Raw genomic sequence first — 20939 nt, 5'->3', positions numbered from 1 at the left:
ATAAAAATATTATGTAAACAATCGGATAAAAACAAGAGATAGCTGTTTTTTCCATCTCTTGTTTTTATTATTTGTCTCCCGTTATAAGAGGAAGATCTTCATTCGAAGCCCATTCATTCATCGACCCATCATAGACGGACACATTTTTCACGCCAATCTGCTCTAACACTAACGCATTCCAAGTGGCGGCAATACCGCCGCCACAATAAGTGATGACCTTTTTATCCGGATCAAGGGCACCCGTTTTCTCGAAATTTCTCTTCAACTCATCAGTCGGAAGAATGGTCTTTGTCTGCGGATTCGCATGACACCCAAAGAAGACATTCACACTGCTTGGGATATGGCCTTTCCGTGGATATGTATCTGTTTCTCCTCTGAAATCCTCTGGAGAGAGGCTGTTGATCAGCACAACAGAATCATCTTCAATGGCTTTAAGAACATCCTCCATTGTCGCGAGCATTTCTTCCTTCCGTTTCCCCGAGAAATCAGCCTTCGGGTACGAGCTTGATTCGCTGGTAAGCGAGCGTCCTTCTTCCTTCCACTTTTGTAATCCGCCTTCAAGGACAGCGATATTTTCCAATCCTTCATACTTTAACTGCCATCGTAACCTGGCTGCCCATTGCGGGGCGGTAACAGATACGCCGACAAGCGCTCCTTGATCATATATAACTGTATAGGTATCCTCATCTCCAATACCGAGATTCTCCATATGTTGAGTAAATACCTCACGTTCAGGCAATGTAAATGGGAGGGGGGATTCAGGATTGGAGAGCTCATGTAATAAATCAGCATAAACGGCACCAGGAATATGGCCTAGATTGTAGGAGTCTCTGCCAGATGTCAGCGTTATTTGTCCATTTTGCAAAGGCTTCATAAAGGTTGTGGCATCGATTACCCGCAGGTTTGGGTCGTCAAGATGTTCTTCAAGCCATTCAGTTGTAACGATTAATGGAATTTTATCCAAAGGTATTTCACTCCAGTCTTGTCGGTATAAGGAGAATATATTATAAAACAGATAAAATTACTAAGAATTAGACTTGAACAAAACAAAAAAGGACAGCTGTCGGCTGTCCTTTTCGTCTTACCCTTGTGCAAATTGGTTTTTCACCGTATTGATTTCTTCCTGTGTGGCTTGTTCGGCGGGGATATAATAACCCTTTTGTTTAGCTATGCTGAAAATTTTATATTGGCGCGCTTCGTCCTGGTCGCGCATTTGCTGAATGGTCTTGCGCAGCTCTTCATTTTCCGTTTGCGCGATGATGCCGGCATAGCCAGCTAAGCTTCCATTCAAACAAGATAAATAATCACTGACAATATCTTTTTCCTGCATGTGTCATAGCCTCTCTTTCTATAAAAAGGTCATAAGATTTTGTTTGTTTTTGCGTGCATCCTGAGCGTCATTTCGGAGCTGGTCTGCAATGGCAGAATCGGTTACCTGCTGGGCATAATAGTCAAGTTTATTGGCAATTGTCCCATGACCCCCAATAAGATGGCGAAGGTTCTGCAGCTCTAGTTCATTCAAATTCGGCATAAATAAAGCACCCCCTATAAAGAATTCACGGATAGTATTTGTATTCTGACGGGCATTATACGACTAATGCGTATTGACAAATCGATGAAATTTGTGATAATTAAAAAATGTTAGCACTTGTATGAGTTGAGTGCTAAAAAGAATGTGGAAAGGGTGCATAAAATCATGGCAATGAAGCAATTTCAAGCCGAATCAAAGCGATTGCTCGAAATGATGATTAATTCTATCTATTCACAACGGGAAGTTTTCTTGAGAGAACTGCTTTCAAATGCGAGTGATGCGATTGATAAGCTGTATTATAAGGCGTTAACAGATGAAAATTTAACGTTTCATAAGGATGATTATTACATAAAAGTGAGTGCCGACAAGGAGAACCGCACACTGACTATTACTGATACAGGGATTGGAATGACACAAGATGAGTTAGAGACAAATCTTGGGGTCATCGCTAAAAGCGGCTCATTAGCCTTCAAAAAGGAAAATGAAAGCAAGGACGGCCATGATATCATCGGACAATTCGGTGTAGGCTTCTATGCGGCCTTTATGGTGGCCGATATCGTTACAGTGGTCAGCAAGGCCTTTGGTACAGATCAGGCATACCGCTGGGAATCGAAAGGAACAGATGGTTATACGATCACTCCTTGTGAGAAGAATAGCGTTGGTACGGAAATTATCTTAACGATTAAGGACAACACAGAAGAAGAAGATTACGATCAGTTCCTGGAGGAATATCGTCTTAAAGAAATCATCAAGAAATATTCCGATTTTATCCGCTATCCAATCAAGATGGATGTAACGGAAAGCAAGCTGAAAGAAGGCTCAACAGATGAATTTGAGCAAGTGACCGAAGAAAAGATCATTAATAGCATGGTGCCAATCTGGAAGAAGAATAAAAGCGAGCTGACGGATGAGGATTATGAGCAGTTCTATCATGAGAAGCATTACGGATTTGATAAGCCGCTGAAACATATTCACATTAATGTCGATGGAACGATCCGCTACAATGCGATTCTCTACATTCCGGAAAATATTCCGTTTGATTACTATTCTAAGGAATTTGAAAAAGGGCTTGAGCTGTATTCTAATGGAGTACTGATCATGGAAAAATGCGCAGATCTTCTGCCGGATCACTTCAGCTTTGTGAAAGGAATGGTCGATTCAGAGGACCTTTCGCTCAATATTTCTCGTGAGATGCTTCAACATGACCGCCAGTTGAAACTAATCGCGAAGAATATCCATAAAAAAATTAAGAATGAATTGCTGTCCCTTCTGAAAAATGACCGTGAAAAATATGAGCTCTTCTATAAATCATTTGGCCGCCAAATCAAATTTGGTGTATACAATGAATTCGGTGCCAATAAGGATATGCTCAAAGACTTGCTCATGTTCTATTCATCCAAGGAGAAGAAAATGGTCACTCTTGATGAGTATATGGAACGAATGAGTGAGGAACAAAAATATATTTACTATGCCACTGGAGAATCCATCGAGCGTATTGATAAACTGCCGCAAACAGAAATGGTAGCGGACAAGGGCTATGAAATTCTCTACCTTACAGATGATATCGATGAATTTGCCATCAAAATGCTGATGACGTTCAAAGAGAAGGAATTTAAATCAGTCTCAAGCGGGGATTTAGGTATTGAGGACAGTAAGGAGGACGCTTCAGAATCGGATGTTAACGAGCATAAGGACTTATTCGCTCACATGGCTAAAGCACTTGCGGGAAGCGTCAAGGATGTCCGTGCCTCTAAGCGCTTGAAATCTCATCCTGTATGCCTCTCAACCGAAGGAGAAATCACGATTGAGATGGAAAAGGTGCTAAATATGATGCCGGATAATCCGGGTGTTAAGGCGGAAAAAATTCTTGAAATCAATCCAAATCATGAGGTGTTCACATCCTTGGTCAATGCGTATAAGCATGACAAGGAAAAGCTGGACTTATATACAAAGCTTTTGTATAACCAAGCCTTATTGATTGAAGGACTTACGATTGAAGACCCTGTAGCATTTACGAATGATATTTGCAAGGTCATGGTTTAATGACGTAGAGTGATGAGATAATCTTATCAAGACTATTGAAAGCCGGTTTGTTTTACGAAGAGTAAAACAAACCGGCTTTATTTTGTTACTTATGTAGTTTTAAAGGTTCTATACTAAATGTTGGGGTGTCCACAAAAAACGGACATAAAAAAAGAGCACACATGCTCCACTTTTCTTATACTTGAATTGTCGAGAAACAAGTCGAAAAGGAGATGTGTGCTCTTGAATTTTAACATAACATTGCCAGGTTTAGAAGACGTTAAGGTGATAAAGTCCAAGGTAAATGATCATGGTGTTTTTGAAATGACCGTGGAGATGCCCCTGACCCCGCATATTTGTCCAAGATGCGGCGAGAAAACAGGGAAGGTTCATGATTATCGCATCCAGTCCGTTCGACATCTGAAAATGGCGGAACGACCAACGATTCTCCAGTATCGTAAACGCCGGTATGCCTGTCAATGCGGGAAAAGGTTTGCCGAACAGAATCCGTTTGTCGATCGGTATCAACGCTTCTCAAAAGAATGGAACCAACAAGTACAAATACGAGCCATCAAAGCGAAGACATTCAAGGAAATCGCCGCTCAATACCACACATCCGTCAGTACCATCATCCGGCGGTTTGATGCCATTGTCCCGTCCTCCATGAAGGGGAAGTCAGCCTTACCAGAAGTGATTGCCATTGATGAATTCAAGGGGAATACAGGCAAGGAAAAGTACCAGCTCATCATCGCAAATGCCGAGACTCGCGAGCCAATTGACATCCTACCAAACCGGCGAAAGGACACCATCAAGGACTATTTGCGCCAATACGGCGCGAAGGTGAAAGTGGTGGTCATGGACATGAGCCAGGCCTTTAAAGCGGCGGTTCAACAGGCGTTGGATCGTCCCATCATTGTGGCGGATAGCTTTCACTTTGTGCGATATATGAATTGGGCGCTGGATCGGGTTCGAGTGAGGGAACAGGCCAGGTGGCATGAATATGACCGAAAGAAATGCAAGAAAGCCCGCTATATCTTTCATAAAGCTGCTCATAAATTAACGGAGAAAGACCAATGGCTTCTTCAGCGATACTTCAGCTTTTCCCCTGAGCTCCAGAAAGCGTATGAGCTCAAGGAAGCCTTTTATACTTGGTTTTATAAGGCAAAAGAAAATGGAGAAAATGGGATTGTGGAGACGCAGAAAGAACTTCGCAAGTTCTATCAGAAGGTAGAAGAGAGTGGCATTCCTGAATTGAGCAAGACAGTCCAAACGTATCGAAACTGGGAAAGAGAAATCTTAAATCGCTTCGAGTTCAATTACTCGAATGGGTTTGTGGAAGGCTTAAACAATTTGACAAAGGTCATGAAACGGAATGGATTTGGCTATCGGAATTTCACCCGATTCCGCGCGAGAATCCTTCTCCATCATCAATATAAAAACATCGGCGATTCATTAGGATAAGGGATAGAGCAAAAAGACTCTACCCCAACACTTGAAAAAGAACCGTTTTAAAGGCGTTTCAGTTATATAGCTGGATATCTATGAGAATTCATGAAGGTACACTTCAATGCTAATCTCGCTGCCATTAGATAATAGATTTAATCACCGTTAAATTGCTTAGAGGTTAACAAAATCAAAGACTTCTCTATCGTGTTGGTTTATTTCTTAAATTGTTTGTATTCGTCAATATAAAAAGCGACACCTCCGCAATTGGGGCAAACCGCTGCTTTTGGAATGGCCGAAGCTTTATTGAATAATCCATTGCCTTTTCTGCTAATTTTTATCCCGTACATTCCTCCTTGAACCGTTACGGCACAGTCATTTACCATTTCAGCATGACATTGTTGACAAATTCTTTTCAATATACATAACCCCCAAATGAAAACATTAATCCTTTCCAATATCATTATATCATGTTGAATATTCCCTTTATTTCTATCCTTTAATATAATTGGTACCATCGCTCATTTATGTTTTTTCACTAAATCATAACTCATATCGATAAGCCTAATTATTTCATTGTAGGAAACAGAGCCATCAAGAAGGATGGTGGTCCAATTTTCCTTGTTAATATGGTAAGCTGCCAGGAATCCTGGCTTTTGCTGCAGGGATCCAAGTAAAAAAGGTTTGACCTTTATAGTAAGAATATCATTGATTTCATCGATGTTAAGTCCCAAATTGTTCTTTGGTACTTGCATCACGACAGCATACCACTTTTGATTGTCTTGTCATCTTAAAACAGCATGATGGGGGGATTTCTTCCATAAATATTCCGGGTCTGTTCTGTATTGTTCCTTGGCGTATTGGAGGAGCTATTCTCTGTTAGGCTGCCTATCCATTAAGCTTCACCTCTTTAAAGCATTCATTTGATTGAGTAACTTTTCCACCAGAATGAGATATAAAACATGGTAAATAGCTCATCTTCACCTGCTTTATCATCAATCCTCGCCAATGCATGGGTTCATATAGATTATGTTAAAATAAAGGAAAAAGGAGTGAACATTGATGGGTTATTTAGACGCATTCTTAGGGAATTCATCCAACATGAAGACAGAAGAGGCAGAGGAAAAATTAAAGGATATTCTGTTTCCGGAAGAAAAAGTGAATCAAGCCTATAAATTAATTAGGGATATGCTCGTCTTCACGGAGCATCGCTTGATTCTTGTGGATGTTCAAGGGATGACAGGAAAGAAGATTGAGTACCATTCAATTCCCTACAAAAGTATTACACATTTCAGTACAGAGACAGCGGGCACCTTTGACCTTGATGCCGAATTGAAAATTTGGCTGTCCGGAGCTGATCTTCCAATAGAAAAGACCTTTAAAAAGGGAGCCAGCATCACGGAAGTACAGCAATTGCTTGCGTTTTATGTTTGCGGCTGATTGTCTGTAGAATAAGGACTAACGCCTGTTGACATTCATTCATTTGGACAATTAGGATAGAGATAAACGGTAGGGCTATCTCTGTTTTCGTTGCTGCACGGCTCCTATCTCCTAAATGCAAGGGGGAAGGATGAATGGAAGACATGGGGCTCCTTATAGTAAGGCTGATTGTAGGCGGATTATTCCTTGCACATGGAGCACAGAAATGGTTCGGGTGGTTTGGCGGTGCAGGATTAAGGGGCACCGCAGGGTGGTTGGAAGCCATTGATATTAAACCAGGAATGTTCATGGCATTCATGGTAGGGGGAATCGAATTTCTCGGTGGTCTCTTCTTAATAATTGGCCTTCTTACACCGTTTGCAGCTACCTTATTAGCGGTCACAATGCTGTCAGCTGTCGTCAAGGTCCATTGGAGAAATGGTCTGTGGAACACAGACAATGGATATGAGTATAATCTTGTCTTGATTGCCATTCTGCTTTGCCTCATTTTAACGGGGGCAGGAGAATATGCCGTGGATTCACTCTTTTAAGAAAGCTTAGGATCTTTATTCATCACGTATTTAAAAGAAGTCGAACTTCTAGGAAAGTTTGACTTCTTTTTTATTCACCCTAATATTCAAGATAACGTTACCATTTGGCTGTAATCGTCGTACACTATTAGGAGGAGTCTTAGGAAAACGCAATGTCATAAAGGGGTGCGATATGTATATATCTGATTTAGATGCAGACAAGCTTTCTGATGATCAAATGACCAAGCTGTTATTCTCCGATATACAGGATGATGGCCAACAGGGAGATTGCATATTTGTGGCAGGCAGCAGTAAGGCGGTCCTATACCGTCTCCCAAAAGCGGTAGAGTTATATAAGCAGGGAAGGGCGGACAGGCTGCTGTTCTCCGGGGGAGTAACGTGGAAGGGAAGTGTATTCACAGAGGCTGAATCCCTACAGAAAGAGGCAATCACTTCCGGCATTCCTGAGGATGCGATTTTAGTGGAGAAACAATCCTTGCATACCGTTGAGAATGTGTTAGCTTCGATGTTTGTCCTTAACAGGGAGATTCCTTTGTACAAGGTCCGGCGAATACTTGTTGTCACGACGTCTTATCATATGAGACGGCTGCATCTTTCTTTTCAAACCTATATGCCAGATTGGATTGAGTACTCTTTATGCCTGGCTGAAGATGATAACACGGTAAAGGATAATTGGTTCTTGACTGAGTTAGGCAGAAAACGGGTACAAGCAGAATGTTCAAAGCTAATTAAATATGTACAGATGGGTAGTTTGAAGGATATGTCTATCGAAATGTAAGAGGTGAGAGAAGGGAACATTCAGGAGATGCTCCCTTTAACGATGTTGGGCTTCTGTTATCGATATTCTGAGACGTCTTTCCTCAGTGCTGTCGCTGCACAAAACAAGAATACTAATCCCAATCCGAGACCGACAAGCATGGAATATTCATAGGTTTCAATGAAGGCCATTCCGCCGGCTATAGATGCGACAAATAACAAGAGAAACAGGGTTGTATAGTTTAACTTCATGAATATCACCACCTTCCATCCATTATAATTCATGTGAAATAGAGAAAACATGCAACAATAGTATCAACTGGTTTCTAAGAGATTCCTCCCTGTCGGTACCCATAAATTGCTAGAAATGTATTCTGCAAGGTAGAATGGTTGTATAGTCGTTTGGTGGAATGGATTCACTTTCAGCGTACTGTGCAAATTGTTGGGGAGGAACGTGGCTTAACGTGAAGATATTAAATAAAAAAATGCTGGTATTAATGGTGAATATGTTTATTGCCATTGCCAGCTTCGGCATCGTCATCCCCATCTTGCCGGATTACTTGGCATCCATCGGTGAGGGCGGTACAGCGGCAGGGCTGATGATTGCCGTATTTGCCGGGGCTCAGCTCGTCATGTCGCCGATTGCAGGCAGATGGGCGGATCAATATGGAAGGCGAAAAATGATTATATATGGGCTTATCGGGCTTTCGCTTTCAGCCCTTGTATTCTATTTGTCCAATTCTATTTGGATTCTTTATTTCTCCAGACTGTTAGGCGGTGTAGGTGCTGCCTTGCTGGTTCCAGCCATCTTTGCCTATGTGGCTGATATAACAACCTTCGAGCAAAGGGCGAAGGGGAATAGTCTCATTTCTGCGGCAATGTCGCTTGGTATAGTCATCGGACCTGGGATTGGGGGATATTTAGCGGAGATTGATTTGAAGCTGCCGTTGCTGATCTCAGCCATCGTTGCCTTCTTTGCGGTGATTTTCTCCGTATTCTTGCTGAAGGAAAGCCGCAATGAGCAGGATGCTGCAGCAGGACCAATGGATCAGCCATCCTTCTTGGTCAGTCTCGCGAATTCTGTGAAAAAGCCTTACTTTGTTGTTTTGCTGATTACCTTAATTATGAGTCTTGGTCTTATGGCCTATGAGTCTGTGCTTGGCTTATTCGTAAATGACCAGTATGGAGCGAGCCCGCAGGATATCGCCAATATGGTCACAGCAACAGGAATCGTCAGTGTTGTTGCCCAATTATTCATCGTAGACAAGATTGTGAATAAATTCGGTGAAAGCTCCGTGTTAATCTTGTTTATTATGCTGACTGCGAGCGGCTATTTATTGTCCATCTTCGCTGGAAGCTATGGCGCGTTCTTCGCTATCACCTTGATTATCTTCCTAGGGACAAGCATCTTGCGGCCTGTCTTAAATACACTCGTATCCAAGATGGCCGGGTCGGAACAAGGATTTGCGATGGGGATGAATAATGCGTATATGAGCATTGGAAATGTGCTCGGACCAACCTTGGCAGGCACCTTGTATGACATTAACATCATTTATCCTTTTATCATGGGATTCACGATTCTACTCATCACGCTATTGCTTGCATTTGGATGGAAAAGAAAAGGAAGGCTCACAATTGCTGAATAAGGATGAATATTTGTTGTTTCTTATTCAACGGCAAAGATAGGGAGAACTTTATCTTGTGTTTGAACGTTCAGTTAGAAAACCACCCAGCATAGGGTGGTTTTGATTTATTCTTCACCCTCACCAATGCCTTTATCAAATGACGAAATGAAAAGGTACAGATTTGGAGAGGAAGCGAGGTTCTTTTCTTCCTGATTGGCACATATTTCTTGAGTAAAGAAAGGAATCGTTCATTTTTTTATCACGTTGTCTTGTATATAATAGCCTCATAGGAATGTCATTCTGTAGATGAAGAGAGTATGAATGAGAAGCAGGTGATTAGATGATTTTAGAATGCATTGTTGAAAATGAAAGAGATGCGATTCAAGCAGAAAAGATGGGCGTTAGCCGGCTTGAATTAGTGTCTGCTATGGCAGAAGGCGGGTTAACACCAAGCTATGGAACGGTAAAACGTGTCATCGAAAGTGTGAATATCCCGGTTCAGGTGATGCTGCGCCCTCATAGTTATTCATTTGAATATGATGAGTTTGATTGGCTCTCTATGAAAGAAGACCTTAAAGTGTTTTCCGATTTAGGTGTAAAAGGAATCGTGTTTGGCTGTCTAAGAAATGGTGAAATTGACCAAGCACTTTTAGAGAAAGTGATCGAGGAAATACCGACATTTGATATTACGTTCCATAGGGCGTTTGATGAACTCAAGAGTCAGGGGAATGGACTCGAAGTTCTATGTCAGTACTCTAAGCATGTAAGGCGGATTCTTACCTCTGGAGGGAAAGGAACCGCTTACGAGGGAAGGGAAAAACTGCAGCAGCTGATTGTTTTATCTGATGTCTGGTCAGGACCTGAGATTTTGGTCGGAAGCGGCCTCAGTACAGAGAATATTCCAGAGCTTCATTCATTCCTGCATGCGAAGGAATACCATTTTGGGTCAGGCGTCCGGAAAGAAGGCTCTTTTGCCAATGGAATCGACCAGGAAAAAATCGATTTCTTGCTTGAGTTTTTTGACGGCAAGTAATGATAGGACCTTTATTTCGTGAAACATGGAGGTGACGGAAAAGCGGATGTCTAATAATTATTATGACATCCGCTTTTCTTTATCATTATTTTGCTAGTACGTCGGAATAATCTTTGACCCGTTGGAATTCAACTTGGGCAAATGAACAGGCAGGAACAATCTTTTTTTCATTAGACCGTGCGTATTGCACAACTTCCTTCACAAGTTTGTTGGCTAGCCCTTGGCCCCTATGCTCTGGGGAGACGAAAGTATGGTCAATGATGATTCTTTCCTCACCATCTGGTACAAAGGTGATTTCACCTACTTTATTTCCATCTGAATCTACCATATAAAATAAATGGTCCTCCTGCTTGATTTGCATAAAATTATACAACCTCCTCTTCATTTTTCCTGTTTATTTCATTATTCTCTCTCTTTGTCATACATAAACCTTGTTTACCCTTTATTTGAATGAAGCTTAGATTGATCAGGGGGTAAATCTTTATTCAGGCTTCTTTATAATCGATATTCTCTCGCAAAATAAGATACTCTTAAACCCGTTGATTTGTTATAATCCAATAGTGTATTTGTTTTTAGAAGAAGGTGGGCAACATCAATATTATTGAAACAAGGATGCGAGGATTTATAGAAGATATACAGCATCCGAGACAGAAAAAGAAGCTAAACATTAATGATTTGGAATACCAGCTGCGCCAGCAGATTGAAGATTACTATGATATGGACGGCTATACTTTATTCTATGAGACAATTCAGAAGATGGCGGAGGAACAAGTGCTCAGCCCGATCATGAATAAACAGACAAATGGCCGTTCCCCCGGACTTCCCCTCTTTTATTGGGTCAATGTGAAGAAGCAGGAAACGAAATGGGACCGCCTCGAGATGCTGAAGCGTAATGATCTTCTCGATTTCACCTACTATAACCAACATCCTGAGTGGCAGACAGACGATGAATGGGAAAGAATCTTAAATGTATATGATTTTTTGAAAAAAGAAGAGGAACGGGAGCTTGTCTCTCTAGAAGAGCGGAGCCTTGAATTATTCGGGCATGAGAAATTCCTTTCTGATGAGAAGCTTTTTCCTGAGGGAAAAGGTTTCCTGCAGCGAATAGGCGTGAATAAGGAGAAGCTCAAGACCGTGAAATACGGCGAGCCCTTTGTCTATTGGCTGAAAAGGGGCTGTGATCTCACCTCCATTAAGCGAATTTTAATTGTTGAGAATCTCTCCTTTTTCCATACAAGTGTGAAACTGCTTGAAGAGGATTTACTAGATTATGAACCTGAAATGATCATATATGGCGAAGGGAAAAAGATAGAAAGCAGCTTTTCGTTCTTCTTCCGCATGTTCCCTGAACAGCCGTATTTATTTTACTATGCAGGTGATTTGGATGCAGAGGGATACAGTATTTTTGTCCGCCTTAAGGAACGTTTTGACGACTGCTCCATCCAGCCGGCCTTGAAGATTTATCGAAAAATGCTCGAATGCAGGGAATTCGCTAATGAAGAGCGGAAACAAGTTCGGAATGAGCTCCATAAGAATGCGTTCTTTTCCTGGTTTACTGAGGGGGAGCAGGCATTATTGGAGAGCTTATGGGTGACGCAAAAACGAATACCGCAGGAAGTATTAACGATAGAAAGCTGGAGGAAATGGCTATGAATGAATCTTGGGAAGGCTTTGGGGAGCGGATGAAACGGTTAAATCCTCTGTTTGAGCTGGGACGAGGCATGGAGGTAGGCGAATTGAAGCCTTATTTGCAGACCATTCTCATGCAGGTACTTTTGACCATTTTTTATCGTGAGTTGAATGATGATGATGGCAGAAGAAAGAGCGATATTCTCCATATGGTCGATGAGACGATCAAACAGATGAAATTAACCGCTGATACGCGTCAGATTGAAAGGATTGCGAGCGGTCTTCTATACCAGGGCAGAGAGGAATACTCCAAGCCGTTTGAATCCCTGTACTTTGATGAAATTCGGCAAGCTTGGGAAACGCAGACCTTCCGCTATGTAGCAATGGACGAACTGTACACGAATCTTGAACTCGGCGGGTCAATTGTCTATAAGCTGACAGATGTGGCACAGGAAATGATCTTCATGAGCCGCGAGATGGCGGAGGAATTCTCGATAACGATTGAGCAGCTGTATAGCATGAAGCTTATCAAGAATGGAAACTTCCGCAAGGCAGCAAGAAACCTTGATCACTTGATTTCCAGAGTTAATCGCTTAATGACAAAGGAGTACAGCTTCCAAAAGGAAATGATGAATAACCCGAAGATACTCCTGATCGAACAGGAAAAAAGACGCGAGGATAATCGCTGGGAAATTGAGCAGCAATTCGAGGAAGAAAAGAATCATTTCCGGACGATTACTTCGATGATCGAGAAGGCGAAACGAACGGAGGAGGATGAAGTCGTGCAAGGCGAGCTTATGCTTCTCCATGAGAAGATAGAGCACACAAGACAGCTGCATGACCGATTCGCGAAATTAGTGATTCAAAATATCTCCCATGAGATGAAGCTGAAGGCGGAGAACCCTTCCCTCTTCTGGGAGAACAGTCTCGTCTCCTTCCGCGAACAGATTTACGAGGATTGGATTCTAAAAGAAGGAATACGGGACTTCGGGCTTGTCGAGAAATTGATCGGACCTTTATTCTCACCGAAAAACGAATTCATCCTGCCGCTTGAATGGGTTTGGGGAGAGCAGGAGCTGGCATCCATTCAGGGGACTGAGGATACAGAGCAGGAGGAAATGGAAGAGGACTGGATGGAGAGAAGAATCACGGATTGGTCTTCTGTCGTTAGAGCATGGAGCTATGTGTTCGAGCATTTATTACAGCATGGGGAATTCTCGCTTGCAGACTTAAAGGAACTCCCGCTTGAAGTGCAGGATGAGTGGTTTGAGGAAAGCGAGACCCTTGATCTTTGGATGATGTTTGATAAAAAGCCGCTCACTGTCCAATCGCCGAACCGTCAGGAAGAGGCATTAAGCGATGAACGGGAGAAGCTGTTACATAAATTAATGAACGGTCATCCGCAATTCCTCGCACTCGAAGGCAGACAAATCTACACGAAATTTGATTCAAGTGCTGAACCATTAATTTGGTACCGGACAAAAATGACCCCATTTAAAATATGCATACAGGAGGAAGGAATCTAAATGAATGCAGAAATCCTGAAAAAGGCGTCCTCCGTATACTTTACTCTATTAAAAGATAAAGTCATCGATGAGACTAGCGAATATTTTCAATCCTATTATGAGCCTGATGTCCGTCAGGCTGTCATGATCCTGGCAGATGAGTCAGGAACCTTTATTATTGAATCACCAAAAAGGATTCATCTAGTTGTGCAGCCGACAGGCTCGGTGTTTGCGACAAACTTTACACATATGAAGGATAGACACCGTCATATCGAAAATAAGAAGCATTTCCACTTGATGAGTGTCATCATCATGAGCTTCATGGCCATGATTGATAAGAATCAGGCGGCAAAAATCAGAACAAAGCGGGAAGGCATTACTTTCTATGCACTTGAACGCCATGTGAATGAGCTAATGAACAAATGGACCGTCATGCTGAAGGAAAACCCGTCTGTTGCCCTCGATGAAATGATTGATATGCAGGAAATCGTGACAACATGGACCCATATGGAAGTGGATACGGATGAATTCAGCCTGCGTAAAGGGAACCGCCGTACGAGAATCGGCTTAATTGCCGGAGCGATGAAGCTTCTTGAGACAGAAGGCTTGATTATCATCCTTGACCGAGAGGATATACCGAAAGCTCTGCCGAAGACAGAGCTTTTCGAGCGAATCGAGTTCCTTTATCACGATTATGACCGCTATGAGCAAATGAAACGTTTGATGGCGAGCAAGGAGGAAGAGCATGCCGAAGATCCATCGAATTAGAATCGTCGGTCTCCGATACGACGGAATGCAAAAGCAATACGAAGATACAACCTTTGATTTCCATAATGAAGAAACGTCCACAAATGGCTTGATTGCCATGATGAACGGCGGCGGGAAAGGGGTGTTCCTGCAAACAATCTTTCAGGTGTTGAAGCCTGGTACATCATGGGGTAAGCAGAATAACCGCTTTTACCAGCAATTCTTCTTCAACAAAAAAGAGCAGTTTGCCCCGTATACCTTCCATGTGTTGATTCAATGGGAGCTTGATGGATCAGACAAGCGCCATCTTGTTACAGGAGGAATGTTCTCTGCTGAACAGCGCATGTCGATGAACGAGGAGGCACAAGATGCAGATAGTATGGAACGGGAGGCGAAAATTGTTCCAAACATCACCTTCTATGCCCGTGAGTTTGACCGCAAGGAAGACGTGGCCTTAGAGCATATCCCGCTCTTTGAAAACGGAGAGGTTGCTGATACGGAGGAATTGAAGGATTATTTCAAGTGGAATGGCTTTGACGTTTATAAGGATGTTAAGAAGCATTACCGCATTCTCGATACATACGGCATCAACCGTAAAGACTGGGATATCATGAAGGAAATCAACCGTGATGAAGGTGGCGTAGGCAAATTCTTTGAAGGAGCAGAGGACGACCATTCCCTCTTTCAGAAGCGCATCATTCCGACGGTGAGCCAAGTCTTAAACAAGTCCGAGCATCAGAAGAATGACTTGATCGAAATCTTCAAAAGCCAGGCGAGCATCGCCCGCGACCTGCCAGTATTATTAAAGCGTGAACAGGCTCACAAGGAATTCTTGGAAGATGTGATTCCATTTGAGGAGCATATCGAGGCAGGAGTTAAGCAGGAAGAGATTGTGGTCGAGAGCAAGAAAAAGGGACAGGCCTTACTTGGTGCCCTTGAGCATCTCATCAAGCAGGATAAAGAGGAGCTGACCTCTCTTGCCAAAGAGATGGAGAAATTGACAGAGGAGTTGTCCTTACTACGGTTTGAGAAGGACAATCTTGAGTATGCAAGAGCTCACGAGGAAGCCGTTACATGGGAGAAAAAGCTTGCCGAAGAAAAAGAAAAACTTGAACAGCTTCAGAAGCTTGCTGTGGAGAAACAAGCTGAAAAAGATGAAGCGGCCTTCTCGCTATTGCTCAAGGAATGGAGTGAATTTGAGAATACCATTGCCAATCTAAATCAGCAAATGGGCAGTCTTGAGCGTAATAGTGGTTTAGAGCAAGTCAATACAAGGATGGAGGAAATCAAGCACGCCGTTCAAAGCCAATGGACAGAGGTTTCCGAAAAGCTGAAGGAAGAAAATGATCGTTACCACGCCTTTAAGCTCCATTTAGAGAAATCCATCCGTTCGTTAACAAAGGATGATAAACAAAAAACGATTGAAATTACCCAAATCAAAACCGATATTCGCACTCTTACCGAAGAGCTGCAGCGCTTTGAAATAAAGGCTAGTGACATGGTCAAGGCATACGGGGACCGTGCGGCGTATGATTTGGATGGTTTAGTCGGTAAGCTGAAAAACGATCAGACTAGATTAGCTGATGAGATGAATGACCTTAAAGGGAAAGAAAAGCAATCCCAGCAATTTCAAGGGGAGTTATCCAATACGGTTGGAACCTTGACGGAGTCATTGAAACATATGAAGGAAAGGCTTGATGAATGGAAGCAAGCATATGAAAAGCAAGAAAAGAAAGAAACAGCACTTATCGAAAGGATGCATGCTTTCCTTGATGATGTGTCTGCACCGCTTTCTCATGCGATGCTTTCCAAGTATGGACATGCTCTAGAGGATATACTCCAGAAAAATGAGGAAGAAACTGAACAGATTAAGAAAGAACTGTGGGAAGTACAAACAGATCAATATTTAAATGATGAATCATTCTGGATTGCCAACCAAGATGTAAAGCAAATGAAGGAATGGATTGACGAGAAGACCGGCATTGATGTCTTCTACGGGTCACAATATGTACAATCCCTGGATGACGAGGCGAAAAGACAGCACTTGAAATCCTATCCCCTTCTTCCTTTTGGCCTGGTCGTCAGCCAAATTCAATGGGAGAAAATCAATCACCACCTTCTTCAAGGAAAGATTTTTCGCAGTCCTGTACCTATTTTCCTCAGGGAGGAAATGAAGGATGGAGGCACGGACTCCTTTGTCATTATTGATGGAGAGGAAAGAGACCTTCTGATGGACCGTCAAAGCTTCGCCAAATGGAAAACCAGTATGGCCAAGCAGATTGAGGAGAAGAAGGAAGCTATCCAGGAATTTGCAAAAACAGAGCAAGCTATCCGTCGACTCACGAAGGATATCGATCGAATGACCGATGCGGATTTATGCACGGACCTCTTAAGGCAGATGGAAAAGCAGGAAGCCTTGATTGATTCCGCTCAGAGGGAATTGACCCATACTGTCAAGACACTTGAGAAGGAGAGAGAACTTCAAACCGGGCTCCAGGAACAGATGAACCAGAAACAAAGGCGAATCGATGAGACGGAGAAGGATCTTGCTGAAGTCACTGCCTTTGTTGAGGAAAAGCATCAGTCAGAAGACAATAAAACGGTCTTGGCAGAGAAAGAGAAACGAAGAGACAAATTAACGACAGAGCAGCAGGAATTAGGAAAATTGCTCGATGATTATACCGTAAGATTGGCACAATGGAATCATACGCATCTTGAGTGGAAAATGGCGATGGAGCAAGATTTGAAGGAAATTGGCGCATTTGTCGAAGATGCCGTTTTCCCAACACTTGAAAAGACCGAGCCGAGCGAAGAGGCACCAAGTCTTCCCTCCCATCTTCTCGATGCCATGATTGGGCATGTGACCGAGCTTAAGCAGCTGCAGCGTTCCAAGGAGGAGCAATCACAGGAATTGACCTTGCTGAAGGCGAAAAAGGAAGCTGAACAGGCGCAGGCTGTGAAGCTTGAGAAAAAGCTTACAAAGCAGGATGAAAACTGGCGTGAAAAACCGAAGCCGGAAGAACCGCTTAGCATCCTTGAGGGTCTCTTCCAATCAGCGCAAAAGGAAGCAAGGGAAGCTGATAAAGAAGAGCGAAAACAGGAAAAGGAAGTCACCGTTGCGGAAACGACCTTAAAGCATGCTCTTGACCAAAGGAAGAAAGCTGAGAAGAAGCTGAGCAAGCATGAGAAAGAGCCGGAGACATGGGAAGGTCAGGACCTGGATGTTAAAGAGCTTGAAATCAAGGACCGCACAAAGATTGCCAAAGACCGGCTTAAAAAAGCCGAAAAGGGTCAAAAGGAAACAGATGCCCGTATCACTGGGTATGAAGGAGATCAATTAACCTTATCCGTCATTTTAAAGGATGAAGCAGCTCCATTTGCGAATGAGGATCTTGAGACAATTAAGAATCAGGGGAAATCCTGTATCCTCTCCTGGTGTGATGAGCATCAAGGTATGCAGGAAGAGAAGCAGGTGAAGCACGCGAAGCTGGAACAAGCCTTACGGAAGCTGAAGCTGGCAATTGAGGAAAAGGATTGGGAAATCCGCTTCAAAAACGAAGTCTTGACCTCACTTGACCATATGGATACGAGACATTACGCCCATATGCTGACCATCATCCAAAATATGAAACGCTTCTCTCGCAGCGGTCTTGAACAGCTAGACTTGGATAAAGAACGAGCTGAAAAGGCGAGGGATGTATGGACGAACCGCGCAAGCATGAAGGTGATGAGCATGACGGATGCCATACGTTCGATGCTCGCAAAAATGAAAATCAAGAATGAGCGCGGCACCTTCCCGCTTGTACAATTGAAGGAGGATATTCTCCCAAGGCGTGTGGAGGACATCGAACCGCTCTTAAAGCAGTATTTCGTCACAGCCATTGACAAAATCAGTGCTCAGTTCGACTCCATTGACGAGAATAATAAGCAGCTTGACCAGGAAATTAAGCAGCTCATCGGGGATGAACAAATCCTGTTCGTAGCCCTTCGTAACCGGTATCCAGAACTGCTTGTTTACAATATGAGAACCGATAATGCGTTCATGTATGGCAAGCCGCAAAAAGAGCATTATTCTACATGGAGAACCATTAACCAAGGCTCTCGTACGAAATCAGATGGAAGCGGCGGTCAAAAGCTATCTGCGAGAATGGTCATGATGATGATGCTTCTTTCTGTCAAAACAGAAGCAGATAACTCATGGGTACCGCTCGTCTGTGACAATCCATTTGGACAGGCCGCATCTGCTCATGTTCTAGACCCAATCTTTGCCGTAGCAGAAAAGCTGAAATTCCAATTGATCATTGTCACACCGCCAGAGCTTGTCAAAACAGAAATCAGCCAGCGCTTTGACGCGTACTATAAGCTTGATTTCATACGCAGCAAAGGAAAAGAAATTGTAACAGATACCGTTGTTCCGGCTTACCGGATTTATCAGGGGGAAGCGGTACAATAAAAACACTAAGAGATACATGAATCGAAACGGGTGGAAACCAATACGGGTTTTCACCTGTTTTTTATATAAACTTTAATCAAAGGACAAGCTTATTTATAATTATTATTAAATGAATTTTGAATTATAGAAAAAACGTATAGGATATACAAGTATTTGTGGGTATTTATACCTGTTTTTTAATAAATCAAAATTTTGTTTGTCATTTTTCTGAGAATCAATTATTATAATAATTATTATTAGACGCCTGGTTAAAAGTTATATTAGGTATATTGTTTATAATTATTATTAATAAGAGGATGATAGAGTCAGGCCTTTTCTTTTTATTTCGCAATGAGAATTATTATCAATTGTCCTATTGAAAATAATATTATTCCCACTTTTGTGACCATAAGTGAGAATAATTATCAATTGAAAAGCGAGTAACCTCACGCTTAAGGGGGTTGTTATCCTTTTGTATCATCTAGTGAGAATGATTATCAATTGATAGGTTTGCAATTTATCATTTATATATTTTAGGAGGTTGAAAGAATGAAGAAAACAAGGTTATGGAGCATGATGGTATTTATTTTGTCGCTTGTGTTACTAAGCGGCTGCGGAGAGGAGAATGCTGCTTCTGGCGATAATGACGGTAAGATTCAGATTGTTGCCACAACTGGGATGATTGCCGATTTGGCAGCTAATATTGGCGGTGATCTCGTAGAGGTGGAGGGATTGATGGGTCCTGGTGTTGACCCGCATCTATACAAGGCCACTCAAGGGGATATGGAGAAGATTGATCAGGCTGAGATGATTTTTTATAATGGCTTGCATCTTGAGGGGAAAATGCAGGATATCCTGGAAAAGATGGAAAAGAAGAAACCGGTTATTGCTGTCACGAAAGATATTGAGAAAGGGAAACTTCAGACTGTCGAAGATAACACATTTGACCCTCATATCTGGTTTGACGTTGAGCTTTGGATAGAAACACTGGATGTTGTGAAGGATGCCCTGATTGCGGAGGATAAAGAAAACAAGGGAACCTATGAGGAGAATTATAAGGCATACAAGCAAGAGTTGATGAAGCTTGATCAATATGCAGCTGAACAATTATCAAGCATCCCTGTGGAACAACGGGTACTGATCACAGCCCATGATGCTTTCGGATATTTTGGAGAAGCGTACGGACTTGAGGTAAGGGGCTTGCAAGGGATCAGCACTTTGTCTGAATATGGCTCAAAGGATGTATCAGAATTAAGGGATTTCATTGTGGAGAAGAAAATCAAAGCAATCTTCGTGGAATCAAGCGTTCCGCAAAAAGCCATTCAAGCTGTCATTGAAGGAGCGGAAAGGAAAGGCCATACCGTAGAGGTCGGTGGTGAGCTGTTCTCAGATGCGATGGGAGAAAACGGGACAGAGGAAGGCACCTATATTGGAATGGTTAAGCATAATGTCGATACAATTACGAACGCATTACGATAGGGGGAGATAGTGATGGAAGCATTAAAGGTCGATCATGTAACAATTGCCTATCATGATAAACCGGTCATTGAGGATATTTCATTTATGATCCCAAAAGGGAAGCTTGTCGGAATTATTGGGCCGAATGGGGCTGGAAAGTCCACATTATTAAAAGGCATCCTCGAATTGCTGCCAAGAATATCAGGCGATATCACTATACTTGGGAGCGATTATAAATCTGCTAAAAAACGTCTTGGCTATGTTCCGCAGAGGGAATCAGTCGACTGGGATTTCCCGACGAATGCTCTAGACGTTGTCATGATGGGACGATACGGACATTTAGGATGGTTTAAGCGGCCAGGTTCAAGAGAGCGGGAAATCGCTATGCGGTGTTTGAAGAAAGTGGGGATGGAGGATTTTTCGAAAAGGCAGATCAGCCAATTATCAGGCGGACAGCAGCAAAGAGTATTCTTAGCCAGAGCACTTGCACAAGAGGCTGATTTGTATCTGATGGATGAACCATTTGCCGCAGTGGATGCCGCCACTGAAAAAGCCATTATTACCTTGTTGAATGAGTTAAAGCAGCAAGGGAAAACAGTACTTGTCGTGCATCATGACTTATCCACTGTGAAGGAATACTTTGATTGGACGATTCTGATCAATAAACATTTGATTGGATATGGGGAGACAGAAGAAATCTTTACGGTAGATAATCTGCATAAAACATATGGCGGGAGTTTGACTGTCCTGGATGGACAGTCAAATGCCCTCATACAAGTAAAGTGAGG

20 protein-coding genes are annotated in these 20939 nt (G+C 42.6%); 13 read left to right on the top strand and 7 right to left on the bottom strand.

The features are described from left to right. Positions 1 to 67: 67 nt before the first annotated feature. From ACY8DX_RS11150 to ACY8DX_RS11140, 3 genes are all read right to left on the bottom strand, one after another. A complete protein-coding gene (locus ACY8DX_RS11150) occupies positions 68 to 964 on the bottom strand; it encodes a sulfurtransferase (protein WP_049670860.1) in 897 nt (298 codons plus the stop codon). A 117-nt stretch (positions 965 to 1081) separates the two neighbouring features. Continuing rightward, positions 1082 to 1330, bottom strand: coding sequence for a spore coat protein (locus tag ACY8DX_RS11145; protein WP_462405135.1), 249 nt, complete (start codon positions 1328 to 1330; stop codon positions 1082 to 1084). Positions 1331 to 1348: 18 nt separating this feature from the next. Next, entirely contained in the window at positions 1349 to 1531 is a 183-nt protein-coding gene (locus ACY8DX_RS11140; RefSeq protein WP_049670862.1) for a hypothetical protein, read from the bottom strand. Positions 1532 to 1696: 165 nt separating this feature from the next. On the opposite strand from ACY8DX_RS11140, the gene htpG reads away from it, so the two are divergent. Both htpG and ACY8DX_RS11130 read left to right on the top strand, forming a co-directional pair. Beyond that, positions 1697 to 3574 carry a molecular chaperone HtpG gene (htpG, locus tag ACY8DX_RS11135; protein WP_462405134.1) on the top strand — a complete coding sequence of 626 codons (1878 nt, stop codon included), beginning with the start codon at positions 1697 to 1699 and terminating at the stop codon, positions 3572 to 3574. 216 nt (positions 3575 to 3790) lie between these two features. Continuing rightward, positions 3791 to 5014, top strand: coding sequence for an ISL3 family transposase (locus ACY8DX_RS11130; protein ID WP_462406874.1), 1224 nt, complete (start codon positions 3791 to 3793; stop codon positions 5012 to 5014). Between the two features lie 197 nt (positions 5015 to 5211). Here the strand turns inward: ACY8DX_RS11130 and ACY8DX_RS11125 are convergent, their stop codons facing one another. Together ACY8DX_RS11125 and ACY8DX_RS11120 are read right to left on the bottom strand one after the other, a co-directional pair. Next, on the bottom strand, positions 5212 to 5415 hold the full coding sequence (locus tag ACY8DX_RS11125; protein WP_156185604.1) for a nucleic acid-binding protein: 204 nt from the start codon (positions 5413 to 5415) through the stop codon (positions 5212 to 5214). A gap of 102 nt (positions 5416 to 5517) precedes the next feature. After that, positions 5518 to 5751 carry an MmcQ/YjbR family DNA-binding protein gene (locus tag ACY8DX_RS11120; protein ID WP_462406928.1) on the bottom strand — a complete coding sequence of 78 codons (234 nt, stop codon included), beginning with the start codon at positions 5749 to 5751 and terminating at the stop codon, positions 5518 to 5520. Positions 5752 to 6058: 307 nt separating this feature from the next. Between ACY8DX_RS11120 and ACY8DX_RS11115 the strand changes: the two genes are divergently transcribed. The 3 genes from ACY8DX_RS11115 to ACY8DX_RS11105 all read left to right on the top strand — a co-directional run bounded on the left by ACY8DX_RS11115 (position 6059) and on the right by ACY8DX_RS11105 (position 7744). After that, positions 6059 to 6436 (top strand): PH domain-containing protein, encoded by a 378-nt coding sequence (locus tag ACY8DX_RS11115; protein ID WP_049670865.1) that lies wholly within the window; start codon positions 6059 to 6061, stop codon positions 6434 to 6436. Between the two features lie 134 nt (positions 6437 to 6570). Further along, positions 6571 to 6966: a DoxX family protein gene (locus ACY8DX_RS11110; protein WP_439802036.1), complete on the top strand. Its 396-nt coding sequence runs from the start codon at positions 6571 to 6573 to the stop codon at positions 6964 to 6966. Between the two features lie 172 nt (positions 6967 to 7138). Then, a complete protein-coding gene (locus tag ACY8DX_RS11105; protein ID WP_462405133.1) occupies positions 7139 to 7744 on the top strand; it encodes a YdcF family protein in 606 nt (201 codons plus the stop codon). 56 nt (positions 7745 to 7800) lie between these two features. Here the strand turns inward: ACY8DX_RS11105 and ACY8DX_RS11100 are convergent, their stop codons facing one another. Beyond that, on the bottom strand, positions 7801 to 7974 hold the full coding sequence (locus tag ACY8DX_RS11100; RefSeq protein WP_197089923.1) for a hypothetical protein: 174 nt from the start codon (positions 7972 to 7974) through the stop codon (positions 7801 to 7803). Positions 7975 to 8207: 233 nt separating this feature from the next. Between ACY8DX_RS11100 and ACY8DX_RS11095 the strand changes: the two genes are divergently transcribed. Together ACY8DX_RS11095 and ACY8DX_RS11090 are read left to right on the top strand one after the other, a co-directional pair. Continuing rightward, the gene (locus ACY8DX_RS11095) at positions 8208 to 9368 is read left to right on the top strand and encodes an MFS transporter (protein WP_439802051.1); all 1161 of its coding nucleotides are present in this window, start codon (positions 8208 to 8210) and stop codon (positions 9366 to 9368) included. 319 nt (positions 9369 to 9687) lie between these two features. Beyond that, a complete protein-coding gene (locus ACY8DX_RS11090; RefSeq protein ID WP_049670868.1) occupies positions 9688 to 10380 on the top strand; it encodes a copper homeostasis protein CutC in 693 nt (230 codons plus the stop codon). Between the two features lie 85 nt (positions 10381 to 10465). Here ACY8DX_RS11090 and ACY8DX_RS11085 read toward each other — a convergent pair whose 3' ends face one another. Further along, entirely contained in the window at positions 10466 to 10741 is a 276-nt protein-coding gene (locus tag ACY8DX_RS11085) for a GNAT family N-acetyltransferase (RefSeq protein ID WP_462405132.1), read from the bottom strand. A 221-nt stretch (positions 10742 to 10962) separates the two neighbouring features. On the opposite strand from ACY8DX_RS11085, the gene ACY8DX_RS11080 reads away from it, so the two are divergent. The 6 genes from ACY8DX_RS11080 (at position 10963) to ACY8DX_RS11055 (ending at position 20937) form a co-directional block, all read left to right on the top strand. After that, positions 10963 to 12033, top strand: coding sequence for a Wadjet anti-phage system protein JetD domain-containing protein (locus ACY8DX_RS11080; RefSeq protein ID WP_462405131.1), 1071 nt, complete (start codon positions 10963 to 10965; stop codon positions 12031 to 12033). Beyond that, a complete protein-coding gene (locus ACY8DX_RS11075) occupies positions 12030 to 13535 on the top strand; it encodes a hypothetical protein (protein WP_049670871.1) in 1506 nt (501 codons plus the stop codon). Before ACY8DX_RS11080 ends, ACY8DX_RS11075 begins: the two co-directional genes overlap by 4 nt. Beyond that, positions 13536 to 14282 carry a DUF6063 family protein gene (locus tag ACY8DX_RS11070; protein WP_049670872.1) on the top strand — a complete coding sequence of 249 codons (747 nt, stop codon included), beginning with the start codon at positions 13536 to 13538 and terminating at the stop codon, positions 14280 to 14282. Beyond that, positions 14260 to 18714 carry a coiled-coil domain-containing protein gene (locus ACY8DX_RS11065; RefSeq protein ID WP_462405130.1) on the top strand — a complete coding sequence of 1485 codons (4455 nt, stop codon included), beginning with the start codon at positions 14260 to 14262 and terminating at the stop codon, positions 18712 to 18714. Before ACY8DX_RS11070 ends, ACY8DX_RS11065 begins: the two co-directional genes overlap by 23 nt. Before the next feature lie 528 nt (positions 18715 to 19242). Continuing rightward, positions 19243 to 20172: a metal ABC transporter solute-binding protein, Zn/Mn family gene (locus ACY8DX_RS11060; RefSeq protein ID WP_462405129.1), complete on the top strand. Its 930-nt coding sequence runs from the start codon at positions 19243 to 19245 to the stop codon at positions 20170 to 20172. Positions 20173 to 20184: 12 nt separating this feature from the next. After that, positions 20185 to 20937: a metal ABC transporter ATP-binding protein gene (locus tag ACY8DX_RS11055; protein ID WP_049670875.1), complete on the top strand. Its 753-nt coding sequence runs from the start codon at positions 20185 to 20187 to the stop codon at positions 20935 to 20937. Positions 20938 to 20939 lie beyond the last annotated feature (2 nt).

The sequence above is a fragment of the Gracilibacillus sp. Marseille-QA3620 genome (genome assembly GCF_054950035.1).
The sequence above is the reverse complement of the archived record's forward strand: the minus strand, read 5'-3'. Positions and strand labels throughout refer to the sequence as shown.